The organism is Labrys sp. E2SS-1L (assembly GCF_057073705.1).
The window spans coordinates 250,212-273,354 of record NZ_CP172714.1; the positions used below are offsets into that span (position 1 = coordinate 250,212).

Below are 23,143 nucleotides of genomic sequence, written 5' to 3' on the forward strand. Positions count from 1 at the left end.
TCCCGGGGAGGCTTGAGAGCGGGCACCAGCCGACACCGGCGGTGCCCGCGATCCCGCTCAGATCGCCTCGTCACGCTCTCCGGCCTCGAACAACGCCAGGATCCCAGATGCTGCGCACGATTCTCCACCGCCTCCTCGGCATGATCATCGTGATGGCCCTCGTCGTGACGATCGTGTTCATCATCGTCCGGGTCACGCCGGGCGATCCGGCCGCCATGATGCTGGGACCCGACGCGTCCGAAGCCGACATCGCTGCCTTGCGCACCAAGCTCGGCCTGGACGGCCCGATCATCACCCAGTTCGCCTATTACGTCCTCGGTCTCGTCCAGGGTGATTTCGGCCAGTCGATCTTCCTCAACCAGCCGGTGACGCAGGCTCTCGCCGCCCGCGCCGAGCCGACCTTCTTCCTCACGCTGTTCTCGCTGCTGATCGCCAGCGCCATCGCCCTGCCGGTCGGTATTCTCTCGGCCTATTGGCGTGGCTCGCTGTTCGATCAGGCGGCGACCACGCTCGCCATGTTCGCCGCCAGCGTGCCGAGCTTCTGGCTCGGCCTCGTCCTCATGCAGATCTTCGCGGTGAAACTCGGCTGGTTCGACACCTCCGGTTATGGCGGACCAGGCGCGTCCTTCGGCGAACGCCTCAATCATCTGGTGCTGCCGGCGGTGGCGCTGGGCGTGGTCTCATCGGCCCTGATCACCCGTTTCACCCGCGCCTCGATGCTCGACGTGCTCTCAGACGACTATGTCCGCACCGCCCGCTCCAAGGGCATGAGCGAATGGCGCGTGGTGATCAGGCATGCCTTCAAGAACGCGCTGATCCCGATCCTCACCGTCATCGGCCTGACTGCGGCCCTGCTGATCTCCGGCGCCGTGGTGACCGAAACCGTGTTCGGCGTGCCGGGCATCGGCAATCTCGTGGTCTCGGCCGTGCTCCGGCGCGACTACCCGGTGATCCAGGGTGCGCTGCTGGTGATCGCCGGGCTCTACGTCCTCGTCAATTTCTGCATCGACATGCTCTATCTGCTCATCGATCCGAGGGTGCGCTACTAATGGCTGCCATCTCCTCTTCCTACCAGGCGGCGCCCGGCCTGCTGTCGCGCCTGATCAGACGGCCGACCTCGTTCATCGGTCTTGCCGTTCTCGCCGTCATCGCCCTGGCCGCGATCCTCGCGCCGCTGATCGCGCCTTTTTCGCCGACCAAGCTCTCGGTCGCCAATCGCCTGAAGGGGCCGAGCCTCCTCCATCTGTTCGGCACCGATGATCTCGGCCGCGACATCTTCACCCGCATGCTCTATGCGGCCCAGACCTCCCTGTCCGTCGGCCTTGCCGTGGTGGTGCTGGCCTCGCTGATCGGCATCGCGCTCGGCCTGACCGCGGGCTTCTTCCGCGAGGCCGATACCCCCCTCTCGCGCGTGATCGACGCGATGATGGCCTTCCCCGACATCCTGCTGGCGATCGCGCTGGTCGCCGCCCTCGGTGCCTCCGCCATCAACGTCATCATCGCGCTCGGCATCGTCTATGCCCCGCGCCTCGCCCGCGTGGTGCGCGCCTCCACTTTGGTGATCCGGGAACTGCCCTATGTCGAGGCCGCTCGTGCGCTGGGCGTACCGACCTGGAAGATCCTGCTGCGCCATGTCCTGCGCAACGTCACCTCGCCGCTGCTGGTGCAGGGCACCTTCATCTTCGCCAATGCCATCCTCGCCGAAGCCGGGCTGTCCTTCCTCGGCGTCGGCATTTCGCCCGACACGCCGACCTGGGGCACCATGATCAGCGTCGGGCGTCAATTCATGGACAAGGCGGGCTGGCTGATGTGGTTCCCCGGAGCCGCCATCGTCGTCACCGTGCTGTCGCTGCAACTGGTCGGCGACGGCCTGCGCGATCTCCTCGATCCGCGCCTGGCAAAGGATATCTGAGCCATGATCGGCAACCGTTTCCCTCAGGCCGACCGGCCGCTGCTCATCAAGGGTGCCAAGACCATCGGCTTCACCGCCGCCTCTTCCGGCACGCCCCTCGACATCCTGGTCGACCGTGAGGGCCGCATCGCCGACGTCGCGACCTCGATCACGGCCGGCGACGATATCAGTATCCTCGATGCCGGCGGGCGCTTCCTGTCGCCGGGCTGGACCGACCTTCACGTTCATGTCTGGTATGGCGGCACCGACATCTCGCTCCGGCCCGAGCAATGCGGCGCCGCGCGCGGCGTCACCACCATGGTCGATGCCGGCTCGGCCGGGGAGGCCAATTTCCACGGCCTGCGCGAATTCATCATCGAGCCGGCACGGGAGAACGTCTACGCCTTCCTCAATCTCGGCTCGATCGGCCTGGTCGCCTGCAACCGTGTCAGCGAGCTCATGGACATCCGCTCCATCGATTTCGAGCGCATCATCGCCACGGTGGAGAGGAACCGCGACGTCATCGTCGGCCTGAAGGTGCGTGCCAGCCATGTCATCACCGGCGGCTGGGACCTCACCCCGGTCAAGCTCGCCAAGAAACTCGGCCGCATCCTCAAGCTGCCCTTGATGGTGCATGTCGGCGAGCCGCCGCCCCTCTATGACGGCGTCCTCGGCCTGCTGACCGAGGGCGACATCGTCACCCACTGCTTCAACGGCAAGGCCGGCAGCTCGATCCTGGAGGACGAGGACCTCTATCGCCTCGCCGAGGACGCGGCGGCACGCGGCATCGTGCTCGATGTCGGCCATGGCGGCGCTTCCTTCTCCTTCGACGTCGCCAAGGCGGCCCTGGCGCGTGGCCTGCCGCCCCGGACCATCTCCACCGACCTGCACAATCGCTCGCTCGACGGGGCGGTGTGGGACATGGCCACCACCATGTCGAAGCTCCTCTCGCTCGGCATGAAGCTGGAGGAGGTGGTCGCCGCCGTAACCACCGCGCCGCGCCGAGCCATCGGCCTCAAGGCGGACGGGTTGCTGGACAAGGGCCGGCCGGCCGAATTCACGCTGTTCGACGTCGTCGACGCCGACATCACCGTCAAGGACTCGCAGGGCGCGCTCAGCCGGCTCACCCGGGTGTTCGAGCCGCGCCAGGTCGTGCTGGGCGCCGAGGTGATTGCCGCGGAGCGCTATGTCCCGGCCCAGGCGCCGACGACTGGCAAGCACGCCTGCCCTCATTGCGGGTGGCAGTCATGACAGGCTCGATCGCGGCCGATACCATCCTCTCCGTCCAGGACCTGCGCACCTGGTTCGTCAACAAGCGCTTCACCGCCAAGGCGGTGGATGGCGTGACCTTCGACCTCAAGCGCGGCGAGACGCTCGCCGTGGTGGGCGAATCCGGTTCAGGCAAATCCGTCACCAGCCTATCGATCATGGGCCTGCTCTCCAGGCCCGGCATCATCGCCGGCGGCAAGATCCTGTTCCGCGACCGTGCCGGCAGCGTGCACGACCTTGCCGCCTTCACGCCCCGCCAGTTCCGCCGCATGCGCGGCCGGGAGATCGCCATGATCTTCCAGGAGCCGATGACCAGCCTCAACCCACTCTACACGGTGGGCGACCAGATCGGCGAGATGATCGCCCTGCACGAGCCGGTCAACCGCCAGGAGGCCCGCCGCCGGGCGCTCGCCATGCTCAAGCATGTCGAGATCCCCGATGCCGCCTCCCGCCTCGACGACTACCCCCACCAGATGTCCGGCGGCATGCGCCAGCGCGTGATGATCGCCATGGCGCTGTCCTGCAATCCGTCCTTGCTGATCGCCGACGAGCCGACCACGGCCCTCGACGTCACCATCCAGGCCCAGATCCTCGATCTGCTGCGCCGGCTGCAGGCTGAATTCGGCATGTCCATCCTGTTCATCACCCATAATCTCGGCGTGGTCGCCGAGATCGCCCATAATGTTGTGGTGATGTATGGCGGCCGGGTGGTCGAAAAGGCGCCCGTCATCGATCTCTTCGCCCATCAGCGCCACCCCTATACCAGGGGCCTGCTCGCCTGCACCCCGGACGCAACGCGCGACATCGACGCCAGCGGCGAGCGCCAGGCGCTCCATTCCATTCCCGGCAATGTACCGCCGATCACCGCTTTGCCCCCCGGCTGCGCCTTCGGGCCGCGCTGCTCCCTGGCGCTCGAGGCCTGCAGCGCCGCGGTCCCTGAACTGGTCGCGACGGGAGCGGCCAGCTTCTCGCGTTGCATCCGGAGCGCCGAGCTATGACGACAGCCCCCTCCCCCCAGGCCGCGGCCGACACGCCTCTGCTCAGCGTGCAGAACCTCACCAAGCATTTCCCAGCCCGCAACGGGCGTATCGTGCATGCCGTCGAGGATGTCAGCTTCGATGTCCGTCGCGGCGCCACGGTGGGCCTGGTCGGCGAATCCGGCTCGGGCAAGACCACCGCCGGGCGCTCGGTGCTGCGCCTGGTCGAGCCGACCTCCGGCAAGGCGATCTTCGACGGCGTCGACCTGTTCGGCCTCAGCGCCAGGGAAATGCTGGCCTATCGACGCCGGCTGCAGATCGTCTTCCAGGATCCCTTCTCCAGCCTCAATCCGCGCATGCGCATCTCGGCCATCATCGGCGAGGCGCTCGACACCTGCGACTACCCGCGCGGCAAGGCGCGCGCCGAACGCGTCGCCGAACTGCTCAGCCTGGTCGGCCTGTCGCCCGACTATGCCACGCGCTTTCCGCATGAATTCTCCGGAGGCCAGCGCCAGCGCATCGGCATCGCCAGGGCCATTGCGGTCGAACCCGAATTCATCGTCGCCGATGAGCCCGTCTCGGCCCTCGACGTCTCGGTGCAAGCCCAGGTCCTCAATCTGCTCGGCGATCTCAAGAAGAAGCTGAGCCTGACCATGCTGTTCATCGCCCACGATCTCTCCGTCGTCGAGTATCTGTGCGACGAGGTGGTGGTGATGTATCTCGGCCGCGTCATGGAGCGGGGCCCGAGCCGGCAGGTCTATGCCGCCCCGCGCCACCCCTATACCAAGGCGCTGCTGGCGACTGCGCCGGTGCCCGACCCCACCCGCCGGCGCACGCGCGTGCCGCTGCAGGGCGACATTCCCAGCCCCATCGCGCCGCCCTCCGGCTGCGTGTTCCGGACCCGTTGCCCCGCCGCCGCGCCGGCCTGCTCGACCACCATACCGCCGGTCGAGCCTATCGGCGGTGGCCACTATGTCGCCTGCATCCGTCAAGCCGAGCTCTTCGCATGAAGACCGGGCTATTTGCATAATTGGAGTGTTTTTCAATGACCATTTCCGGGACGGTTCCACGCCCGCACGCCTCGCCCTATGAGCGGCTGGCAGCCCTCGGAATCAAGCTTCCCGTTGCGCCCGCGCCCATCGCCAATTTCGTCACCCATGTGCAGGAGGGCAAATTGCTGTTCCTGTCCGGCCAGGGTCCGAACCATGCCGACGGCCGCTCGCACACCGGCAAGGTTGGTGCCGGAGTCTCGGTCGAGGAAGCCTATCAGCACGCCCGCCTGACCGGCATCAACCTGATCGCCGTCATGCAGGACGCGCTCGGCGATCTCTCCCGGGTACGGCGGGTGGTCAAGCTCTTCGGCATGGTCAATGCGGCGCCCGATTTCGCCCAGCATCCGGCCGTGATCAATGGCTGTTCGGACCTGTTCATCGAAGTCTTCGGCGACGGCGGCGTCCATGCCCGTTCAGCGGTCGGCCAGGGCTCGCTGCCCGGCCAGATCACCGTCGAGATCGAAGCCATCGTGGCCATCGACTGACGGCAGCCTATCGTTTCCTGGGACCGCTGGCTTCCAGCCGGCTCTTGGACACCCCCCCGCCGGATGGAGAAGAAGAGCCGGCTGGAAGCCAGCGGTCCCAGAAAGAATCGATGCCAATACGCATTGGCGTCAATCCTTCATCGCCCTTCGGAGCACCCTCCCATGTCCACCAACGATATCCGCAGCCGCCTTGGCCTCAGGCCCGTCATCAACGTATCCGGGACCATGACCTCGCTCGGTGCCTCCATCGTGGTGCCGCCTGCCGTGGAAGCGGTCTCGGCGATCCTCAGCGAATTCGTCGAACTCGGCGACCTGCATCGCAAGGCGAGCGCGGTGATCGCCAACCTGACCGGCGCGGAGGCGGGCTTCATCACCGCCTCATGCTCGGCCGCGATCAGCCTCGCCGTCGCCGCCGCCATGACCGGCAGCGATCTTGCCGCCATCGAACGCCTGCCCGATGCGACGGGCCTGAAGAACGAGGTGATCATCCAGTCCGGCCACATGGTCAGCTACGGCGCCCCTGTCGAGCAGGCGATCCGCCTCACCGGCGCCAAGGTCGTGCCGATCGGCCAGGCCACCAGCGCCTCGGCCTACCATCTGGCCGGCGCCATCACCGATCGCACCGCCGCCGCCGTCTATGTGGTCTCCCACCACGTGGTCGACTATGCGCAGATCCCGCTCAGGGTCTTCGCCAAGGTCGCCCATGAGCGCGGCATTCCCGTCATCGTCGATGCCGCCTCCGAATATGACCTTCAGGGTTTCCTCGCCGATGGCGCCGACCTCGTCCTCTATTCCGGCCACAAATTCCTGGGCGGTCCGACCTCCGGCATCGTGGCCGGCCCCAAGGAACTGGTGCGCAATGTCTATCTGCAGAACCGGGGCATCGGCCGCGGCATGAAGGTGGGCAAGGAAGGCATCGTCGGCACACTGGCCGCCCTGCAGGCCTGGAAGACGCGCGATCATGACGGCATCCGCGCCCGCGAGCGCAAGGCCCTCGATTGCTGGCTGGCGGTTCTCGACGGCAAGCAGGGCGTGAAGGCAGTGATCGTCCCCGATCCGACCAACAATCCGCTCGATCGGCTCCAGGTCTTCATCGACCCGCAGGAGGCCCGCATCACCGCCTGGGACCTGGCCGACCGTCTGGCCGCTGGGGATCGTCCGGTGATCGTGCGCGATCACGAGGTCGAGCACGGCTACTTCTTCCTCGATCCCTGCAACCTGCACCCGGACGAGGAAGACATCGTAGCGGCCCGCCTCGCCGAGGAACTCGAACAAGCCCGCAAGTCCAACCTGCCGATCGCCACCCCCTTCGAGGATCGCCTGCTGGCCAAGGAGGCCGCCATTCTGCAATGGCCGGACTGAGCCCTGCTTGTTCATTGCCGCGACCGCGGCATAGAATGATGCATGATGGAAAGCTCCGAATCCCATGTCCACGACAGCCCTCGAGCGTGACGACGCCAACGAAGGCGGTGCCACCCGGCGCCGCTCGCGCACCAGCGGCATCGACCGTGCCCTGCAGATTCTCGACTATCTGCAGAAGGTCGAGCGTCCCGCCACCGCCTATGAGATCGCGCGCGACATCGGCGCGCCCCTGTCGACGATCTATGTCATCGTCGACGACCTGGTGGAGAAGGAGATGCTCGACCGCCAGGATGGCGGCCTGCTCTGGCTCGGGCCCCGCCTCTATCACTATGGCCTGACCTATGCGCGCACGCTCGACCTCCTCAACGTGGCGGAGCAGGAGATGCATGAGCTCGCCCAGAGTTCGGGCGAGACCATCCAGATCTGTGGGCGGGACGGCGACCACATGGTCGTGCTGGCCATGGAAGAGGGCAAGGACCATTTCCAGGTCACCTCGCGCGTCGGCACGCGCAGCCCGCTGAACTGGACGGCATCCGGCCGCATATTGGTCGGCCATCTGCCGGAAGCGGAGCGGCGCGAAATCTTCGCGCGCTCGGCGGTCGCCTCGCCGACCGGCCGGGCCGAGACGGACAACAATGTGCTGGCCAGGATAGCGGCCGAAGCCCTGGAACAGGGCCTTTCCATCCAGGCCGGCGATTCCGACTTCGCGGTTGCCTGCATCGCCGCCCCGATCCGCGACAGCCAGGGCGCCTGCCGCGCCACGATCTCGATCGTGGTGCCGGACAGGAAGCTCGAGCAGAAGGACCCTGATCTGATCGCCCTGGTCAAGGCCAGTGCCCGGCGCATCGAGAGCCGGCTGGGGTGGCAGGCCCGGCGCTGAGGGGGATCGACACGGCGTTTGTGGCCTCACCGACGGCTGACGCATCACAAGCGATGATGCGCGCTCGCAATCACGCGGCATATCCCCGGACAACCCCTGAAATCAAAAAATCGGCCATGGCCCGCGGATGCTGCCAGCGGTCGCCCGATGCCGCATGCAGTCGCGATATTGTCCGACCTGTCACATGCAATTCATGAAGGACCGCTTAGATCCGACAACCTTAACCGTATCGGACTGTAATGTCCCTGAGACAGGAAAGGTTTGTTCGTCGTGATGAAAATCAATTCATTTAATAATAGTTTGCCTGTCGTTAAAATAAACTCCGCCTCGATCGACCCATCGGCTGTCAAGGCATGGGATCAGGCCCAGAAAGCTGCCAAGGACGCGGGTATACTTTGGAAGCGGCCGGAGAACGATCACCGCTCGGCTCAGGATATCATCAAGGACACCCCGCTGCTGCGCGATCTGGGCAATCAAAGCGGCGTCAAGGACATGCTGGAAGACAGGGTCGGCGGCGATATCGAAACGGATGCCGACGCCGCGTTCAGAGCCGCCCAGGTGCTCGAACATGTCGAGAAATTCGATGAGAACGGCAACCGGATCGCCGGCAGCAATATGGGCAATGGCCGTGTCGACGGCTTCACCAAGGACGGCGACGCCCGGCACGGCACGGAGGCCGGCCGGCTGCAGGACTTCGGCAAATATGGCTTCTCCAACCTGAAAGGCGAACTCCAGCACGTCGCTTCCGCCGATGACGACAAGGCAGCCCGGGAACAGGCCGAGAAAATCGGCATCCAATGGGAACTGCCGGCCGACGACAAGCGCTCGGCGCAGGAGATCATCGACGATTCCCCCTTGCTCAAAAATCTGGGCAACCAGAGCGGCGTCAAGGACATGCTGAAGGAACGGGTCGGCGATTTCGAGCATGACGCCAACGCCGCCTACCGGGCCAGCCAGGTTCTCGATCGCGTCACGATGTATGACGAGAATGGCAAGCCGCTGTCGGGAAGCGACGTGTCCAACACCAGCATCGACGGCTTCACCAAGAGCGGGGAAGCCAGGCATGGCACGGAGGCCGGCCGGCTCCAGGATTTCGGCAAATATGGCTTCTCCGCTCTCCAGGCAGTGGAAAAACCCGAAGACATCGCCAGCTACAAGGACTTCCTGGAAAAGAATCCCGGCGCCGACGAAGCCTCCAAGACGATCGCCAAATATACCGCCATCCTCGCCGAGAATTACGATGCGATCAAAGGCAAGACCGGCTCGGGCGAGACTTTGACGGCCGACGCGCTGAAGGACTACATGCGCAAGAACCCGCAGATCAGCGGGGACTTCAAGGAAGCGCTCAATTTCTGGTCGCAGCCGGGCGCCTTCGACCGGCTGGAGACGGCGAAGGACCCGACACGGCTCAAGGCCGACGGCAAGCTGAGCAAGGACGACGTAACCAGCTGGCTGGAAAAGCAGGCGCCCAAGGATGCCGGTTCGGCCATCGCTCTCATGTCCACGATCGCCGATGGCAATGTCGTCGCCGGCATCGACACCAAGACGCTGAACCAGGACCTGTTCGAGCACCCCGAAAAATACGGCACACCCGAAAAGGCGGCCGCCCTCCAGGAATTGCTGAAGGCGCAGAAGCTGATCACCGACGGCGCCAAGGCCGGCATGTGGAAGGACGACTATTCCATCGTCAGCATCGCCAACCGCGTGCGCAGTCATCCCGATCCGCAGAAGCTGCTTCAGGACGTCAACGACCACATCAAGACGCTCGAAAACGATCCGGACGTCGTCAAATATCTGGACGAGAACAGCGCCAAGCAGATGACCGAGCTGCTGGACGAAAACAAGGGTCTCAAGGACGCCCTGCAAAAGACCTATGGCGAGGAGATCAAGTCCGGTAAGGCGCTCGACAGCCTGTGGGACACGAAGACGAAGGACGGCAAGGCCGACCAGCAGGCGGTTCTTGCCGAGTTCTTTGAAACCGCACGGCTGTTCCAGGGCGCCCTCGGGCTCAAGAACGCCGCCGAAATCCAGGACGCCGTCAAGAGTTCCAAGCATAATGGCGAGCTACAGGATTTCTATGAGAAGTCGCTGGCATCGGGCGATTGCCTGAAAGACCTTATCAGGGACAATTCGTTCGAGAAGGCAGCCAGCGCCTTCAGCATGGAAGTTGCGCTCTACAACGCAGCCCTCGATCCCGACTTCACCGGCAGGTTCGACGCCAAGCTGAACGAGAACTTCACCAAGATCGCGCAGGACAAGGCCTTCGACGGGGCATCCTTCGACGATCTGAAGAAGGCGTTCGGCGTCGATGGCGGCGACCGGCTCGATGAGGCCAAGGTCAAGAGCCTCATCGAGCAGATCGGCAAGGACAATCCCGAATTCCTGATCAACAAGGACGGGACGGTCGCAAGGCCAGACCAGATCCTGGCTTCCTTCAGGGGAGACTGGGATCTGTTGCGACAGGGCGCGAAATCGATCAACGAGCTCAAGCTCTTCAGCCCGGATTCGTCGATCAAGGCGGCTTCCGACAGAGGCGTGCTGCATGGCGTCAGCGGCCTCTTCCTGGCCGGCGTCACCATCGCCAAGGGGGCCAGCGGATCCGGCCAGCTCAGCAGCCGCCAGATCGCCGACATCACCACCGGTTCGATCCAGACCGCGACGATCCTCACGGAAGGCGGCTCCAAGGCCTATCTGAATTATCTGAAGGACGTGAAGAGCAAGCTCAGCGGCGACCTTCTCGACCATGTCGGCTCGCTTCTCGAAGACGTTTCTCCGGAAAGCCAGGCCCTGCAGGACAAGTCCAAATTCTACAAGGAGCTGGAGTCCAACCTGAAGAAACTCGAAAACGCCGCGAAGGGAGCCGGCGGCATCGCCGGCATGGCCGCCGGCGCCTATGCGATTTTCGACGGCGTCCAATCGATCCGCAAGGGCGATACGGTCAGCGGCGGCATCAGCATCGCCTCCGGCTCGCTGGGCGCCATGGCCGGCCTGGCTTCCACCGTCGAGGGGGGCCTTGCCCTGTTTGCGCCCAATGTGGCGCGCTTGATCCCGGCCCTGGCCGCGGGTGGCCTTGGCTTAGCCGCGGCCGGCGTCGGCGCGCTGGCCCTGCTACTTCCGGGCCTGATCGAGGAAGGCAAGCAGCAAAAGCGCGCCGACGATTTCGGGGATCTGCTCAGCAGCTACCTGACGAAATACGGGATCGACGGCGTGGAGAATGGCGATATCTGGGATGTCCCGGAAGAGGACTGGCCGCAGACCGGCAGCGGCACATCCTGACGCGCCCAGTGCGGCGGATCTGATCGACGAAGCCGGCCCGTCGACCCTCCTCGATGACGCCTGGCTATGCCGCTCGGTTTCTCGACGCGATCAGCAGCTCCGCCTCGAGCAAAGCGAACTCGACCATGAGATCGGTAACCGAGAGTTCCGGGTGCTTGTCCATGAATTGCCGGGCCCGCAACTGCATGGCCTCCCTGCCGAGGATCATTGCGGCTTCCAGGGGCGAAATCGAGGCACTGTCGTCCGCGGCGCCGGCAAGCTCCTCGACATCGCCATTGGCGACATGCTCCTGCCATTGAGCCTCGGTCATCTGCCCGGAAAGATAGCAGGTCCGCAGCAATTCGGGGTCCGGCTTCGGCGGATTCCGCATCGTAAAACGCCCAATATCCTACACTATCCTGGTGCCTGCCTCTTGGGCAGGACGGCGGCCAAAATATCGATGCCGGACCCAGCATCCAACATATTCCGTCGTATATAGGTCGTGCCTGTTCAAATAGTAAGACAACCACCCTTCTATGGAATTTTCATTCCGTAGCAAAAAAATCGTGAAATGTCAGATTAACTTGCCGGCCGCCACATGGCAGCCGTCAGCGCCCGGATGAGGCCGTCCCGCCATCATAGGCAACCGGCGCATCCTGCACTTTGGCAGGGAACGGCAGGTCGCACAGCGACACGTTGAAAACCGGATCGGGCCCGAGTGCCTCAGGCCAGATAGCGCCCGAACCAGGCGATTGTCCGGTCCCAGGCGAGCTTGGCCGCCGCCTCGTCGTAACGCGGGGTGGAATCGTTGTGGAAGCCGTGGTTCACGCCGGGATAGACATGGGCCTCATAGGTCTTGCCGCCGGCCTTGAGCGCAGCTTCATAAGCCGGCCAGCCCTCGTTGATGCGGGTATCGAGTTCCGCATAATGGATCAGCAGCGGCGCCTTGATGCGCGCCACGTCCTCGGCCTTGGGCTGGCGCCCATAGAAGGGCACCGCGGCCGCGAGCTCGGGATAGGCCACGGCCGTGGCATTGGCGACGCCGCCGCCATAGCAAAAGCCGGTCATGCCGACCTTGCCGGTCCCCGACTTGTGCTTCATCAGGAACTCGGTTGCCGCAAAGAAATCGTTCATCAGCTTTTCGGGATCGACCTTGGCCTGCAGGTCCCGCCCCTTGTCGTCATTGCCGGGGTAACCACCGACCGAACTCAAGCCATCGGGTGCGAGGGCGACAAACCCTGCTTTGGCGACACGCCGCGCCACATCTTCGATATAGGGGTTGAGGCCCCTGTTCTCGTGGACGACGACCACACCGGGAACGGGACCCGTCGCCTTGGCCGGGCGCACGAAATAGCTGCGCACCTCGCCATTCCCCTTGGGCGAGGAAAAAGTGATGTACTCGGCCACGATGTCTGGATCGGTGAACTGCACCTGCTGCGCATAGGCGTAATTGGGGCTGAGAGAGGCAAGAATGGCCGCTGCCGTCAGGCCACCCACGGCAAACTTGCCGGCGCGATCGAGGAACTCCCGTTTGGAGATCTTGCCATGCGCATAGAAGTCGTAGAGTTCAAGCAGTTCCTGAGGGAAATCCTTGGCCGTCATCCGGGTCATCGATCGTCCCTCCATCCCAGTGGATCCTGGGGGCAGACTACATGATCTGCCGGCCGGCGGTCTTCACAATGGCGAGATGGCCGGGTGCTGCGAGCGGCGCGAGAGCATCAGATTACTCAGATGCCTTTCAAGCTGCCGCCTCGCCGAAGAGTCCTCGTCATGGTGAAGGAGATAGCCTCCACTGTCGGCAGTTATCTCATGCCGCCAGCGCCTTGCGCAGCGCCTCGTTGATCCGTGACTGCCAACCAGGCCCATCCGCCTTGAACCGATCGATAATATCCTGATCAAGGCGCAGCGAAACGAGCATCTTCGTCGGCGCCCTTTGTCGGCCACGTTGCCCGCGATATCGCTTCTTCAGCGCATCCATCATCTCCGTCGGCAGGACCTCGCCAGCCGGCCTTGCCTTGGCAAAGTCCGCCTTCTTCCATGTCGGATTGTCAGACACCTCGCTCCAGTCTTCCCTCGTAAAGACGGAGTTTGGAATGTAATCTGATGCCTTCCTACCAGCCATAGAGCTCACATTCCTTCTTGCTCGCGGTGCGGAGGCTGATGATCGACAATGCCTCCGACCCCAGTGGGGAAACGATCATGGCGACCAATAGGATACCGTTCATTTCGCCAATCATGCGAATGCGCCTGCGACCGTTCCTGCTCGGCGATGTCTCAAGCGCGATTGCCGTCCCGAAGTCGAATCCTTCCTCGACATGAGCGAAATCCAACCCATGCTTTACAAGGTTTGGCAGCACGCTTTGGTTCGTCCCAGACGAGCTCCATAGCTTTTTGTAGCTACAAATCTTTCTTTGTCAATCTTTTTGTATATACAAAAAAAGGCCCCATAACAAGGGGACCATCCTTTGGGCGCTCCTTTCGTGCTTCCAAGGCTGAAGACGGAAGCGACCGACCGCCCCTGTCACAAGCGCTGCTGGATGCGCCGGGCGATGTCGAACAATCGACGCTCCAGCAGGACCGGCGTCTCACAGACATAGGTCAGGGAGCGGCCGCGCTCCTCGAAGATGCGCTTGTCCCATTTGAGCTGGGTTTCGAGATCATCCGTTTCCTTGCTGCCCACCGCGCTGGGGGAATCCTTGGCGGCACCGATCTTGTCGCTCTCGTCGCGGATGCGATCGGCGAGCTTGTTCTGGCCGCGCGCATAGCGGCCGATGCCGCCCAGGATCTTGTCGCGCTCCTCATTGACCAGTTCGAGCACACCGGCGAACAGGCGCGTCAGGCGGGCGTCCTTCTCCGCCCCGGTCTGCTGTACGAAACCGTCGAGCAGACCATCGACCTCCTCGATCGGCGTCCGGCGCGAGGCGAGCTTCTGGGCCATCGCCGCCGTGTCGAAATCCTTGGTCCAGTCGCCGGCCGTCGCGATATCCGGCCCGCTCCAGACCACGCCGGCGCTCAGCGTGCCGACCTTGCGCTGGATGCAGGGCCAGTCCGGATCGGGCTGGGGCTGCTGGGCCTGCACGGTGTGAACCCAATCCACGCCACCCGCCAGCATCACCACCAGGATGGCCGGCCGAAGGGTCCGCACCACGGACCTGCCAGATTTCGGGGGCCTGCCAGATCTCATGATGCTTCTCCTTTGGGGCCGCCGCGGCGCACCATCAGGCCGCGGGACGGGTCATAGGCGATGAGCGCGGCGGCGAAGAACAGCACCGTGGTGCCCACCACCACCGCAAGCGCGACCGGCTCGAGCCGGCCATAAAGGGCAAAGCGCACCAGCTCGACCCCATGGGTGAACGGGTTGGCGAGGCAGGTCAGATAAAGACCCTCGCTCGCCTCCCGGATGCGCCAGAGCGGGTAGAGCGCCGAGGAGGCGAAGAACATCGGGAAGATCACGAAGTTCATCACGCTGGCGAAATTTTCGAGCTGGCGGATCAGCGAGGACAGGAAGAGGCCGATCGAGCCGAGCATCAGGCCGGTCAGCACCAGCGCCGGCAGGGCCAGGACATAGCCCTGCACCGGCGCGTCGACATCCCACCAGGCTGCGATCGCCAGGAAGACATAGACCTGCAGGACCGACACCAGCACGCTCGCCGTCAGCTTGGCGGCCAGCAAAGACCAGCGCGGGAAGGGGCTGGTGAGCAGCACCCGCATCGAGCCGACCTCGCGGTCATAGACCATCGAAAGCGAGGACTGCATGCCGTAGAAGAGCTGGATCATCACCGCCAGGCCCGGCACGACATAGGTCTCGTAGAGCACATAGGTCTCGTAGGGCGGCTGGATCGAGACCCCCAGCACATTGCGAAAGCCGGCAGCGAAGATGAAGAGCCAGATCAGCGGGCGCACCAGCGCCGACAGGAAACGTTCCTTCTGGTTGACGAAACGCAGCATCTCCCGATGCGCGATGCCGCCCAGGCAGACCAGATAACCCGAAAAGCTCAGCCGCGAGGTGAGTGCCGTATCCGACATCAGGCGGCCTCCCTGTCAGTCAGGCGGCGGAAGGTCTCGGCCAGGCTGGCGCCGCTGCGAGCAGCGAGCATGGCCGCCTTGCCCTCGGCGACGATGCGGCCCTGGTGCAGGACATAGACGTCGTCGTTGTCGGCGATTTCCTCGAAGATATGGGTGGCCCACAGCACTGCGATGCCCTCCTCATCGACCAGGCGCCGCACCGTGGCGACGATGTCGGCCCGGGCTGCAAGGTCGAGGCCGACGGTCGGCTCGTCCAGGAGCAGGAGGCGGGGCCTGTGCACCAGCGCGCGTGCGATCTCCACGCGCCGGGCCTGGCCACCGGAAAGCGTGCGAACCTTCTCGTCGGCCCGCTCGGCAAGGCCCACGCGTCGCAGAAGCGTAAGAATATGCTCGCGGACCGCCTTCCCGCCGAGGCCGTGCAAGGCCGCGTGATAGGCAAGGTTCTGGCGTACCGTCAGGTCGGCATCGAGCGTGCGGGCCTGGAAGACGACGCCGAGCTCGGCAAGTGCCCGCGACGGCGTGAGATTGAGATCATGCCCATAGACCTCGACGCGGCCGGAACGGTTCTGATAGAGCCGCGTCACGATCGAGAACAGGGTCGTCTTGCCGGCGCCGTTCGGCCCCAGCAGGGCGACGAAGCGCCCGGCCTGCACCTCGAGCGAAACGTCGGTCAACGCTTCGCGTTTGCCAAAACGATGACCGACGGCCGAGACCGAGAGCGCCGGCTTGTCCGAACGAACCGTCATGGTTGATCCCTGTCACGCCGAGGATGCGGCAGGATACACCAGGCCCGGCGGACGGCAGAACGAAGAGTTGCTGGCAGGGGTTTGCGCTGCCCCTCACCCTTACCCTCTCCCCGCAAGAGCGGGGCGAGGGAGCGCCAAGCGCCGCGCATCAACGTGAGACGTTGAGCTTGCGGGACAAAACGCGACGCCGAGGTCCCCTCGCCCCGCTTGCGGGGAGAGGGTAAGGGTGACGGGCAGCACCATCCTGTAACCATTTCACCGCACCTGATCGGCTCGCCAGGCCCAAAATGAACGGTATTTCACAACCATCACTTGCCCTTGAGCTTGGCCTTGAGCTGGAGCAGACCGGCCAGATAGATATCTGCCACAGCCTTGCGCGCAGCATCTCCCGAGACGCCCTTGGGGTCGAAGGTGGACGACCAGGTGATGGCGATCTTGCCCGGTTCGTCGTCCTCTTCCACCTTCAGGGTGGAGACGTAATTCTCGATCGGCAGGGGGCTCTCGAGAATCGCATAGGTGTAGGACGTGTCCTTGTCGTCCCATTTGACCAGCTTTTCGACGAATTTGGCGCCGTCCTTGGTGGTGAGTGTGCGGATCTTGGCGCCGTCCTTTTCCGAAAGCTCGCAGGAAGCGATGGCCGGATGCCAAGTCTTGATACCGCAGAAATCGCCGATCAGGGCCCAGGCTTTGGCCGGCGTGCCCTTGCCCTCGACGCGATTGGAGTTTTTTTCCGCGAGGGCCGGGCTGCAAGCAAGGCCCAATACCGCCACGGCGCCGACAAGAGTCGCGATACGCATGTTCTTCCTCCCCAGATCTTGCTGATTGAATCGTCGTGTCGCGTCAGTTCGGCGAAACCACCACGCCCCAGGGGGCCTCGCCGACCGGAATGGTCTTGATCACCTTCTGGCTGGCGACATCGATCACCGACACGTCGTTGGAATTGCCGTTGGTGGCGTAGAGATATTTTTCGTCCGGCGTGAAGGCGAGCTGCCAGACGCGCTGGCCCACCAGCAGATATTTCTCGACCTCCAGGGTCTCGCCATTGATCACCGCGACGCGGTTGGCGGGCCCGAGCGCCACGAAGGCCGTCTTGCCATCCTTGGTGACGCGCACGCCAACGGGCTGGATCGTCTCGGCGGTGACGCCCGGGACCTGGAATTCGATCTTCTTGAGGATCTTGCGGGTGGCCGGCTCGATCACGCTGACGGTGCCGCCAACCTCGGAGCTCACCCAGACCTTGGAATTGTCCTTGTTGAATTCGGCAAAGCGCGGACGTGAATCCACCAGCACGCTATCGATCACCTGGAAGCTGGTGGTGTCGATGAAATGGGCCATGTTGGTGGTCTCGGAGGTGTTCACCAGCATCTTGCCGTCAGGGCTGATGCCCATGCCCTCCGGCTCGACGCCGACGGGCACGGTGGCCAGCACCTTGTTTTGCTGCACGTCGACCACCGTCACCTGGGCATCGTCCTCATTGGCGATGTAGAGGGGGTTGCCGGAAGGGTGCAGGATGAAGAGTTCGGGATCGGGCCCCGACTGCAAGGTGCGGGCCACCTTCATCGTCGCCGTGTCGATCACCTCGACGCCATCGTCGTCACTGGCGCACAGATAGAGGGATTTTCCGTCATTGGAGATGGTGATGCCGCGCGGGCGCCGGCCCGTCGGCACGGTCTGCTTGACGGTCTGGGTCTCGGAATCGATCACGGAGATCGAATTGCCCTTCTCATTGGAGACATAGACCGTGTAGGCCTGCGCCGTGCCGGCCAGGCAAGCGGCCGCCAGCCCCAAAAAAGCAGCCTTGGCGAAATGCGGCATGATCCGGTTCCTCTCCAGGCGGGCATCCCCGCAGCGCGTTCACGGCAAATGACATTGGCTTTCGGGCTGATCGGCGCCGAGCGTATCGAGCACGCTGCGCTGATGCAGGTAACCGGGCTGCGGCGACACCGAAACGATCGCCATCGGCTGGGCAATCAGCACCGGCTGGCGCAGCTGGTGGTCCCAACCGCGAAAATTCACCGGTACGCCCTTGAAGGCGGCCAGCTGGAATTTCGGATCGACGAGGAAGGTCGAGATCGCCGCCGGATCTGCCGACTTGGTCCGCGTCACGGCTTCCCCCACCGCACGTACCGCGACCCAGGCCTGATAGTCGATCGGCCGCATGGTCCGCTTGGCCCGCTTGAAGAAGCGGCTCTGCAATTGCGCCGACCCCCAGGCATCCTGGGCGCGGTGCCAGGAGGTCGCGATCAGGCCCTGCGTACCGGCGATGACCTTGGGGTCCCAGGTGCGATAGCTGAGATAGTCGCCGAAATCGGCCTCCTCATCGGCCACCAGCATGATGTCGTAGTCGACGCCGCGGCTGAACACCAAGGCATCCGACTGGGTGATGCTGTCGCTGCGGGCGCGGGCGAGCGGACCGAATTCCCAGGCCTTCTCGGCGACGAGGGTAAGCCCGAACTTCTTGGCCGACTGCTTGAGCGCGTCGGCATAGAGCTTGTCCGCCGCGGTAGGCCCGTAGGTGAGGAAGAGCTTCATCCAACGCTTGGTCGCCAGATACTGCACCAGCGCATCGGTCAGCATGGCGCGGCTCGGCGGAACGTGGAACACATTGGCGCGGCAATCGGCGCCGCGCAGCCGGTCGTCCTGCGCGGCAGCGTTGAACACCACCACCGGCCGTCCCTTGAGGGCATCGGCGACGGCGAGGAGTTCGTCCGCCGTCAGGGCGACGACCAGGAATTTCGCCCCCGCATCGGCCAATTTGACGGCCGATTCCACCGGCGACTGGTCCTTGTCCAGCACGACCTGATCCAGCACATAGCGCTGACCGGAAAAGCGGCCTGTGGTGTTGTTGTCGTCGATGGCAAGCCCCGCACCGGCCGCGGCCTCGTCTTCCGGCGTGGGATCGAGCTCGTAGAGCGCGGGCGGCGGTGCCTTGTGGGTAATGACCCCGATGCGGACCTCAAGCGGTTCGGCCGCCCTTGCCGTGCCGCAGGACAGCATGGCCACAAAGGCGCACAGCAAGGCTGCCATCAGGCTGGACAGGCTTTTTGAACTCGCAGCCGGTAACACATTTCGCTCCCGAACGCGCAGGCCTCTGCGTGCCTGAACATCAGCAAGCTTACGCATTGCAATTGAAGAACGTCAACTTAATATACCTAAGGAATTTATAAGCCGAATACAGTCTGTACTGGCCTTCATGTTCATGGCAATTTTTACTAGAACGTGAACTGACATGCTTTCATAGAATATTCTTAGTTACGAAGGGACCACTGTGCTTGAATGGATGTCCCTGATTGCAGGAACGCACCGGCGCAGCCTGAAGTATTGGATCGGAAGACATCGCGGCCAGCTGCGGCAGACGGGCGTGGCAATGCTTGTCCTGCTGGCAGCGGCCCTTGTGCACCCCGTGCCGGCCCGCGCCAGCGAGGCCGGTAAGGCCCTGCTCGCCCTGCCCTTCGGCTATCTCGACACGTCCGGCGAGGCATCCGACCAGAAGGAAGCCCATGCCGACCGGCTGAAGGCGATGTCGACCCGCCTGACCGACCGGCTGCAGGCGGGCGGCTTCTACCGAATCGTTCCGGCCACGCCGGGAATCATCGCCTGTGCCGGCAACGACCAGGACTGCCTGCTGGGAGAAGCACGCAAGGCCGGTGCGGATTTCATCCTGACCGGAGCCGTGCACAAGACCAGCACCCTGATCTCGGCGATCTGGGTTGGCGTTTTCGACGCCAAGGACGGCAAGCGCATCTTCTTCCGGCAGATCAGCTTCCGCGGCGACACGAATGAGGCCTGGCAGCACGCCACGGACTTCGTTCTGGGCCAGTTGCAGGAAGAGGCGCGGCAGGCGCGGTGAAAAATCGCATGGTTGCCGCCGAACGCCCATGAGGGCATTGTGGGACATAAAGAGGAAGAGCGCATCGTGACCCGTTTGCTTGTCAGTGTCGTCGACAGCGCCGAAGCTGGGCTCGCCCTTGCGCAGGGGGCCGATCTCATCGATGCCAAGGATCCGGAGGCCGGCGCCCTGGGCGCCCTGCCGCTTGCCACTATCCACAGCATTCAGGCCGGCCTGCCCGAGGACACCATCACCAGTGCCGTTGCCGGCGACGACGACGATGTCGAGCGCCTTGCCGACAGTGCCCTGGCGATCGCCACCACCGGCGTCACCTTCGTCAAGCTCGGCCTCGGCCGGACGATGGCCCAGCCTGCCAGCGTCGCTGCGCTCGGCCGGCGGCTTGCCGGGCATGGCCGCTTCATCGCGGTCCTGTTCGCCGACGAGAACCCGCCGCTGTCCCTCACGGCCGCGCTGCATGAAGCCGGTTTTGTCGGTGCCATGCTGGATACGAGCCAAAAAAGGGGGATCCGCCTGCCCGACCTGCTGACGATGGACCAGCTCGGCTCCTTTGTCGCGGGCTGTCGCCAGCTCGGCCTGATGTCAGGGCTTGCCGGCTCCCTGCGCATCGAGGACATCGCCCCGCTCGCCGCCCTCGGCCCCGACTATCTCGGTTTCCGCGGCGGGCTCTGCCTGGCCGGCAATCGCCGCGGCCAGCTCGACCCGCAGGCCATCGGCCGCGCGGCTCGCCGCCTTCAGGCAGTCCGGCACGGCGAGCAGGCTGCATGAGCCTGACCGTGGTCAAGATCGGCGGCAGCCTGTGCGGCTCGGCCCGCCTCGAGCGGCTGCTCGGACAACTCGCCAGCGAAATCGAGACACCGCTGGTACTGGTCGCCGGCGGTGGCCCCTTTGCCGATGCGGTGCGCCAGGTCCAGGCGGCCATGCCCTTCGACGACATCCTCGCCCATCGCCTCGCCCTCGACGCCATGACGCACCTGGCCGAAGTGCTGGCCACCCGCCATCCGCGCCTGACAGCGGTGGGAAGCAGGGCTGACGTCACGACAGCTCTGGGGGAGGGCAGGCTCCCGATCTGGCATCCCGCCGAACTGCGTGCCGGACATCCCGATATTGCCGAGAGCTGGGCGGTGACGTCGGACAGCCTGGCGGCCTGGCTGGCCGCCGAACTGAGGGCCGACAGGCTCATTCTGGTCAAGTCTGTCGACGTCCCCGCCGAATCGACCCCCGCCGCCTTGGCGGCGGCCGATATCGTCGACACCCATTTTCCCCGCTACGCGGCCCGGTTCGCCGGTTCCATCGTGGTAGCGGGTCCTTCCAGCGACGACAGGCTTGCCGCGCTGTTTCCCGTTCCCTGCGAGGCTTCATGAGCCGGCGTCCTGCACAACCACGCCTGGCCTGGGCCCTCACCGGCTCCGGGCATTACTTCACCGAATGCCTGGAGCTGATTCGTGAAGTGGGGGATTGCGACCTCTTCGTCACCCGCGCCGCAGCCGAGGTGATCCGCATGTATCGCAAGCAGTTCGAGGCGTTGCCCAAGGGCACGCGGCTGATCAAGGACACCACGGCCAGCGCCGCCCCGGTCGGTGCCTTCTATCACGGCGACTACCATACGCTGGTGGTGGCGCCGGCGACCTCGAACACCGTGGCCAAATGCGTGTTCGGCATCTCCGACACGCTCGCCACCAATGTCTATGCGCAGGCCGGCAAATGCCGCATCCCCTCGATCGTGTTTGCCTGCGACACGGCACCGGAGATGGAGACGCAGGCCCCCTCCGGCATGGTCAAGGTCTATCCAAGGCGCATCGACCTCGACAATGTCGAAAAGCTCAAGGAATTCGAGGCGACGACGGTGGTCGAGACCTATGAGAGCCTGCGCCAGGCGGTGCTGGAAAGGCTGAAATGCGTGACCATCTCGCCCTGATCACCGGCCATCTCAGCCGCGTGAGGCTCGAACGCACGATGACGGCTCTGGGCCCGGTTTCCTTCGACTGGCTGATCCTCGATGCCGGCGTCAAGGTCGCTGCCCTGATGACGGAGGAGATCATCCGCCGGCGCGTCACCCTGCCCGAGGGCATCACGCGCGTCTTGTTGCCCGGCCGTTGCCGGGCCGACCTCGAAGCCCTTTCCGGCCATTTCGGCATTCCCGTGCAGCGCGGCCCCGACGAGATCGCAGACCTGCCCGCCTTTCTCGGCCGGGGCGGCCATCCGCCCGATCTCTCGCGCCACGACGTCACCATCTTTTCCGAGATCGTCGACGCCTCCCAGCTTTCGCCCGAGCAAGTGCTGGAACGCGCCCGCGCCATGGCTGCCAAGGGCGCTGATGTCATCGACCTCGGCGCACTGCCCGACACGCCCTTCCCGCATCTCGAAGACAGCATCAGGCTGCTCAAGCATCACGGCTTCAAGGTCAGCGTCGACAGCGCCGCGCCCGCCGAACTCAGGCGAGGCGCAGAGGCCGGCGCCGATTTCCTGCTGAGCCTCAACGAACATACGCTCGATCTCGCCCTGGGGACGCAGGCGGTCCCGGTGCTGGTGCCGGTCGAGCCCAGCGATCTCGCCTCGCTGCTACGGGCGGTCGAGCGCATGGAGCAGGAGGGCCGACCCTATATCGCCGATCCCGTGCTCGATCCCATCCATTTCGGCTTTGCCGCCTCGCTCGCACGCTATGTCGAGTTCCGGCACCTGAAACCGCAGGCCGAAATATTGATGGGAACCGGCAATCTTACGGAGCTGACCGAAGCCGACAGCCTGGGCCTCACCACCCTCTTGATGGGGATCTGTTCGGAACTCGCCATCCGCCAGGTGCTGGTGGTGCAGGTCAGCGCCCACACCCGCCGCACGCTGCAGGAGCACGACGCCGCGCGCCGGCTGATGTTCGCAGCCAAGGCCGATGGCTCCCTGCCCAAAGGCTATGGCTCGGCCCTGCTCGCTCTCCATGACAAGCGGCCGGTGGTGAGTTCGCCGGAACAGGTGGAGCAGAATGCGCAGGCAGTGCGCGATGCCAATTTCCGCATCGAGGTCAGCGATGACGGCATCCACGCCTATAATCGCGCCATCCATGCCCGCGGCACGGATGCCCTGGCCTTCTATCCCGAGCTCGATGTCGCCGGCGATGCCGCCCATGCCTTCTATCTCGGCACGGAACTGGCCAAGGCGGAGACCGCCTGGCGGCTCGGCAAGCGCTATGCCCAGGATGAGCCGCTCGATTTCGGCTGCGCCGCGGACAGGCCAAGCGAAGACGCCACCGGCTTCAAGGCGCCCGGCCATACGCTGGCCGGCCGCAAGGAAACAAAAAAATGAGGAGAGCCGATTCTCCACCCTCCCCTGGAGGGGGAGGGTAAAGAATTGGCGCGCCA

24 protein-coding genes are annotated in these 23,143 nt (G+C 64.5%); 14 read left to right on the plus strand and 10 right to left on the minus strand.

Annotation, left to right across the window (positions count from 1 at the left end; genetic code table 11):
• The first annotated feature begins 107 nt into the window (after positions 1-107).
• The 9 genes from ACIGJE_RS34035 to ACIGJE_RS34075 all read left to right on the plus strand — a co-directional run bounded on the left by ACIGJE_RS34035 (position 108) and on the right by ACIGJE_RS34075 (position 11,192).
• Positions 108-1,049: an ABC transporter permease gene (locus ACIGJE_RS34035; protein ID WP_149250634.1), complete on the plus strand. Its 942-nt coding sequence runs from the start codon at positions 108-110 to the stop codon at positions 1,047-1,049.
• The gene (locus ACIGJE_RS34040) at positions 1,049-1,912 is read left to right on the plus strand and encodes an ABC transporter permease (protein ID WP_311940572.1); all 864 of its coding nucleotides are present in this window, start codon (positions 1,049-1,051) and stop codon (positions 1,910-1,912) included. Before ACIGJE_RS34035 ends, ACIGJE_RS34040 begins: the two co-directional genes overlap by 1 nt.
• A gap of 3 nt (positions 1,913-1,915) precedes the next feature.
• Positions 1,916-3,142 carry an amidohydrolase/deacetylase family metallohydrolase gene (locus tag ACIGJE_RS34045; RefSeq protein ID WP_483681738.1) on the plus strand — a complete coding sequence of 409 codons (1,227 nt, stop codon included), beginning with the start codon at positions 1,916-1,918 and terminating at the stop codon, positions 3,140-3,142.
• Positions 3,139-4,158 carry an ABC transporter ATP-binding protein gene (locus ACIGJE_RS34050; protein ID WP_483681740.1) on the plus strand — a complete coding sequence of 340 codons (1,020 nt, stop codon included), beginning with the start codon at positions 3,139-3,141 and terminating at the stop codon, positions 4,156-4,158. The genes ACIGJE_RS34045 and ACIGJE_RS34050 overlap by 4 nt, the downstream gene beginning before the upstream one ends.
• Positions 4,155-5,147 carry an ABC transporter ATP-binding protein gene (locus ACIGJE_RS34055; RefSeq protein WP_415084175.1) on the plus strand — a complete coding sequence of 331 codons (993 nt, stop codon included), beginning with the start codon at positions 4,155-4,157 and terminating at the stop codon, positions 5,145-5,147. Before ACIGJE_RS34050 ends, ACIGJE_RS34055 begins: the two co-directional genes overlap by 4 nt.
• A gap of 35 nt (positions 5,148-5,182) precedes the next feature.
• The gene (locus ACIGJE_RS34060; RefSeq protein WP_367624923.1) at positions 5,183-5,674 is read left to right on the plus strand and encodes a RidA family protein; all 492 of its coding nucleotides are present in this window, start codon (positions 5,183-5,185) and stop codon (positions 5,672-5,674) included.
• 162 nt (positions 5,675-5,836) lie between these two features.
• Positions 5,837-7,036, plus strand: coding sequence for an aminotransferase class V-fold PLP-dependent enzyme (locus ACIGJE_RS34065; protein WP_415084172.1), 1,200 nt, complete (start codon positions 5,837-5,839; stop codon positions 7,034-7,036).
• Positions 7,037-7,100: 64 nt separating this feature from the next.
• Positions 7,101-7,916 carry an IclR family transcriptional regulator gene (locus ACIGJE_RS34070; protein ID WP_149250627.1) on the plus strand — a complete coding sequence of 272 codons (816 nt, stop codon included), beginning with the start codon at positions 7,101-7,103 and terminating at the stop codon, positions 7,914-7,916.
• Positions 7,917-8,189: 273 nt separating this feature from the next.
• Positions 8,190-11,192 carry a type III effector HrpK domain-containing protein gene (locus ACIGJE_RS34075; protein ID WP_483681767.1) on the plus strand — a complete coding sequence of 1,001 codons (3,003 nt, stop codon included), beginning with the start codon at positions 8,190-8,192 and terminating at the stop codon, positions 11,190-11,192.
• 64 nt (positions 11,193-11,256) lie between these two features.
• Here ACIGJE_RS34075 and ACIGJE_RS34080 read toward each other — a convergent pair whose 3' ends face one another.
• The 10 genes from ACIGJE_RS34080 to ACIGJE_RS34125 all read right to left on the minus strand — a co-directional run bounded on the left by ACIGJE_RS34080 (position 11,257) and on the right by ACIGJE_RS34125 (position 19,009).
• Complete coding sequence (locus ACIGJE_RS34080) at positions 11,257-11,562, minus strand: hypothetical protein (protein ID WP_311940558.1); 306 nt, start codon at positions 11,560-11,562, stop codon at positions 11,257-11,259.
• Positions 11,563-11,894: 332 nt separating this feature from the next.
• Positions 11,895-12,782: a YghX family hydrolase gene (gene yghX / locus ACIGJE_RS34085; RefSeq protein WP_394313207.1), complete on the minus strand. Its 888-nt coding sequence runs from the start codon at positions 12,780-12,782 to the stop codon at positions 11,895-11,897.
• Between the two features lie 196 nt (positions 12,783-12,978).
• Entirely contained in the window at positions 12,979-13,293 is a 315-nt protein-coding gene (locus tag ACIGJE_RS34090; RefSeq protein WP_415084167.1) for a BrnA antitoxin family protein, read from the minus strand.
• Entirely contained in the window at positions 13,283-13,528 is a 246-nt protein-coding gene (locus tag ACIGJE_RS34095) for a BrnT family toxin (RefSeq protein ID WP_415084165.1), read from the minus strand. The genes ACIGJE_RS34090 and ACIGJE_RS34095 overlap by 11 nt, the downstream gene beginning before the upstream one ends.
• 164 nt (positions 13,529-13,692) lie before the next feature.
• Complete coding sequence (locus tag ACIGJE_RS34100) at positions 13,693-14,355, minus strand: hypothetical protein (protein WP_376717730.1); 663 nt, start codon at positions 14,353-14,355, stop codon at positions 13,693-13,695.
• Positions 14,352-15,197: an ABC transporter permease gene (locus tag ACIGJE_RS34105; protein ID WP_149250623.1), complete on the minus strand. Its 846-nt coding sequence runs from the start codon at positions 15,195-15,197 to the stop codon at positions 14,352-14,354. The genes ACIGJE_RS34100 and ACIGJE_RS34105 overlap by 4 nt, the downstream gene beginning before the upstream one ends.
• The gene (locus tag ACIGJE_RS34110; protein ID WP_311940555.1) at positions 15,197-15,943 is read right to left on the minus strand and encodes an ABC transporter ATP-binding protein; all 747 of its coding nucleotides are present in this window, start codon (positions 15,941-15,943) and stop codon (positions 15,197-15,199) included. Before ACIGJE_RS34110 ends, ACIGJE_RS34105 begins: the two co-directional genes overlap by 1 nt.
• A gap of 308 nt (positions 15,944-16,251) precedes the next feature.
• The gene (locus tag ACIGJE_RS34115; protein WP_311940553.1) at positions 16,252-16,740 is read right to left on the minus strand and encodes an SRPBCC family protein; all 489 of its coding nucleotides are present in this window, start codon (positions 16,738-16,740) and stop codon (positions 16,252-16,254) included.
• Positions 16,741-16,783: 43 nt separating this feature from the next.
• Positions 16,784-17,758, minus strand: a complete 975-nt coding sequence (locus tag ACIGJE_RS34120; protein ID WP_311940551.1) for a YVTN family beta-propeller repeat protein — start codon at positions 17,756-17,758, stop codon at positions 16,784-16,786.
• A 39-nt stretch (positions 17,759-17,797) separates the two neighbouring features.
• The gene (locus tag ACIGJE_RS34125; RefSeq protein ID WP_311940549.1) at positions 17,798-19,009 is read right to left on the minus strand and encodes an ABC transporter substrate-binding protein; all 1,212 of its coding nucleotides are present in this window, start codon (positions 19,007-19,009) and stop codon (positions 17,798-17,800) included.
• A 301-nt stretch (positions 19,010-19,310) separates the two neighbouring features.
• On the opposite strand from ACIGJE_RS34125, the gene ACIGJE_RS34130 reads away from it, so the two are divergent.
• The 5 genes from ACIGJE_RS34130 (at position 19,311) to ACIGJE_RS34150 (ending at position 23,087) form a co-directional block, all read left to right on the plus strand.
• Positions 19,311-19,793: a DUF2380 domain-containing protein gene (locus ACIGJE_RS34130; protein WP_367625118.1), complete on the plus strand. Its 483-nt coding sequence runs from the start codon at positions 19,311-19,313 to the stop codon at positions 19,791-19,793.
• 66 nt (positions 19,794-19,859) lie between these two features.
• Positions 19,860-20,558 (plus strand): (5-formylfuran-3-yl)methyl phosphate synthase, encoded by a 699-nt coding sequence (locus tag ACIGJE_RS34135; RefSeq protein WP_483681746.1) that lies wholly within the window; start codon positions 19,860-19,862, stop codon positions 20,556-20,558.
• Entirely contained in the window at positions 20,555-21,154 is a 600-nt protein-coding gene (locus tag ACIGJE_RS34140; protein WP_415084159.1) for an amino acid kinase family protein, read from the plus strand. Before ACIGJE_RS34135 ends, ACIGJE_RS34140 begins: the two co-directional genes overlap by 4 nt.
• The gene (locus ACIGJE_RS34145) at positions 21,151-21,708 is read left to right on the plus strand and encodes a flavoprotein (RefSeq protein WP_367624930.1); all 558 of its coding nucleotides are present in this window, start codon (positions 21,151-21,153) and stop codon (positions 21,706-21,708) included. Before ACIGJE_RS34140 ends, ACIGJE_RS34145 begins: the two co-directional genes overlap by 4 nt.
• Positions 21,687-23,087 carry a DUF6513 domain-containing protein gene (locus tag ACIGJE_RS34150; protein ID WP_415084157.1) on the plus strand — a complete coding sequence of 467 codons (1,401 nt, stop codon included), beginning with the start codon at positions 21,687-21,689 and terminating at the stop codon, positions 23,085-23,087. The genes ACIGJE_RS34145 and ACIGJE_RS34150 overlap by 22 nt, the downstream gene beginning before the upstream one ends.
• Positions 23,088-23,143 lie beyond the last annotated feature (56 nt).

Bases quoted from the DNA above. Each gene is read 5' to 3' on its own strand.
- ACIGJE_RS34035 (WP_149250634.1), top strand. From the start codon at position 108: ATGCTGCGCACGATTCTCCACCGCCTCCTCGGCATGATCATCGTGATG.
- ACIGJE_RS34040 (WP_311940572.1), top strand. From the start codon at position 1,049: ATGGCTGCCATCTCCTCTTCCTACCAGGCGGCGCCCGGCCTGCTGTCG.
- ACIGJE_RS34045 (WP_483681738.1), top strand. From the start codon at position 1,916: ATGATCGGCAACCGTTTCCCTCAGGCCGACCGGCCGCTGCTCATCAAG.
- ACIGJE_RS34050 (WP_483681740.1), top strand. From the start codon at position 3,139: ATGACAGGCTCGATCGCGGCCGATACCATCCTCTCCGTCCAGGACCTG.
- ACIGJE_RS34055 (WP_415084175.1), top strand. From the start codon at position 4,155: ATGACGACAGCCCCCTCCCCCCAGGCCGCGGCCGACACGCCTCTGCTC.
- ACIGJE_RS34060 (WP_367624923.1), top strand. From the start codon at position 5,183: ATGACCATTTCCGGGACGGTTCCACGCCCGCACGCCTCGCCCTATGAG.
- ACIGJE_RS34065 (WP_415084172.1), top strand. From the start codon at position 5,837: ATGTCCACCAACGATATCCGCAGCCGCCTTGGCCTCAGGCCCGTCATC.
- ACIGJE_RS34070 (WP_149250627.1), top strand. From the start codon at position 7,101: ATGTCCACGACAGCCCTCGAGCGTGACGACGCCAACGAAGGCGGTGCC.
- ACIGJE_RS34075 (WP_483681767.1), top strand. From the start codon at position 8,190: ATGAAAATCAATTCATTTAATAATAGTTTGCCTGTCGTTAAAATAAAC.
- ACIGJE_RS34080 (WP_311940558.1), bottom strand. From the start codon at position 11,562: ATGCGGAATCCGCCGAAGCCGGACCCCGAATTGCTGCGGACCTGCTAT.
- yghX (WP_394313207.1), bottom strand. From the start codon at position 12,782: ATGACCCGGATGACGGCCAAGGATTTCCCTCAGGAACTGCTTGAACTC.
- ACIGJE_RS34090 (WP_415084167.1), bottom strand. From the start codon at position 13,293: ATGGCTGGTAGGAAGGCATCAGATTACATTCCAAACTCCGTCTTTACG.
- ACIGJE_RS34100 (WP_376717730.1), bottom strand. From the start codon at position 14,355: ATGAGATCTGGCAGGCCCCCGAAATCTGGCAGGTCCGTGGTGCGGACC.
- ACIGJE_RS34105 (WP_149250623.1), bottom strand. From the start codon at position 15,197: ATGTCGGATACGGCACTCACCTCGCGGCTGAGCTTTTCGGGTTATCTG.
- ACIGJE_RS34110 (WP_311940555.1), bottom strand. From the start codon at position 15,943: ATGACGGTTCGTTCGGACAAGCCGGCGCTCTCGGTCTCGGCCGTCGGT.
- ACIGJE_RS34115 (WP_311940553.1), bottom strand. From the start codon at position 16,740: ATGCGTATCGCGACTCTTGTCGGCGCCGTGGCGGTATTGGGCCTTGCT.
- ACIGJE_RS34120 (WP_311940551.1), bottom strand. From the start codon at position 17,758: ATGCCGCATTTCGCCAAGGCTGCTTTTTTGGGGCTGGCGGCCGCTTGC.
- ACIGJE_RS34130 (WP_367625118.1), top strand. From the start codon at position 19,311: ATGCTTGTCCTGCTGGCAGCGGCCCTTGTGCACCCCGTGCCGGCCCGC.
- ACIGJE_RS34140 (WP_415084159.1), top strand. From the start codon at position 20,555: ATGAGCCTGACCGTGGTCAAGATCGGCGGCAGCCTGTGCGGCTCGGCC.
- ACIGJE_RS34145 (WP_367624930.1), top strand. From the start codon at position 21,151: ATGAGCCGGCGTCCTGCACAACCACGCCTGGCCTGGGCCCTCACCGGC.
- ACIGJE_RS34150 (WP_415084157.1), top strand. From the start codon at position 21,687: ATGCGTGACCATCTCGCCCTGATCACCGGCCATCTCAGCCGCGTGAGG.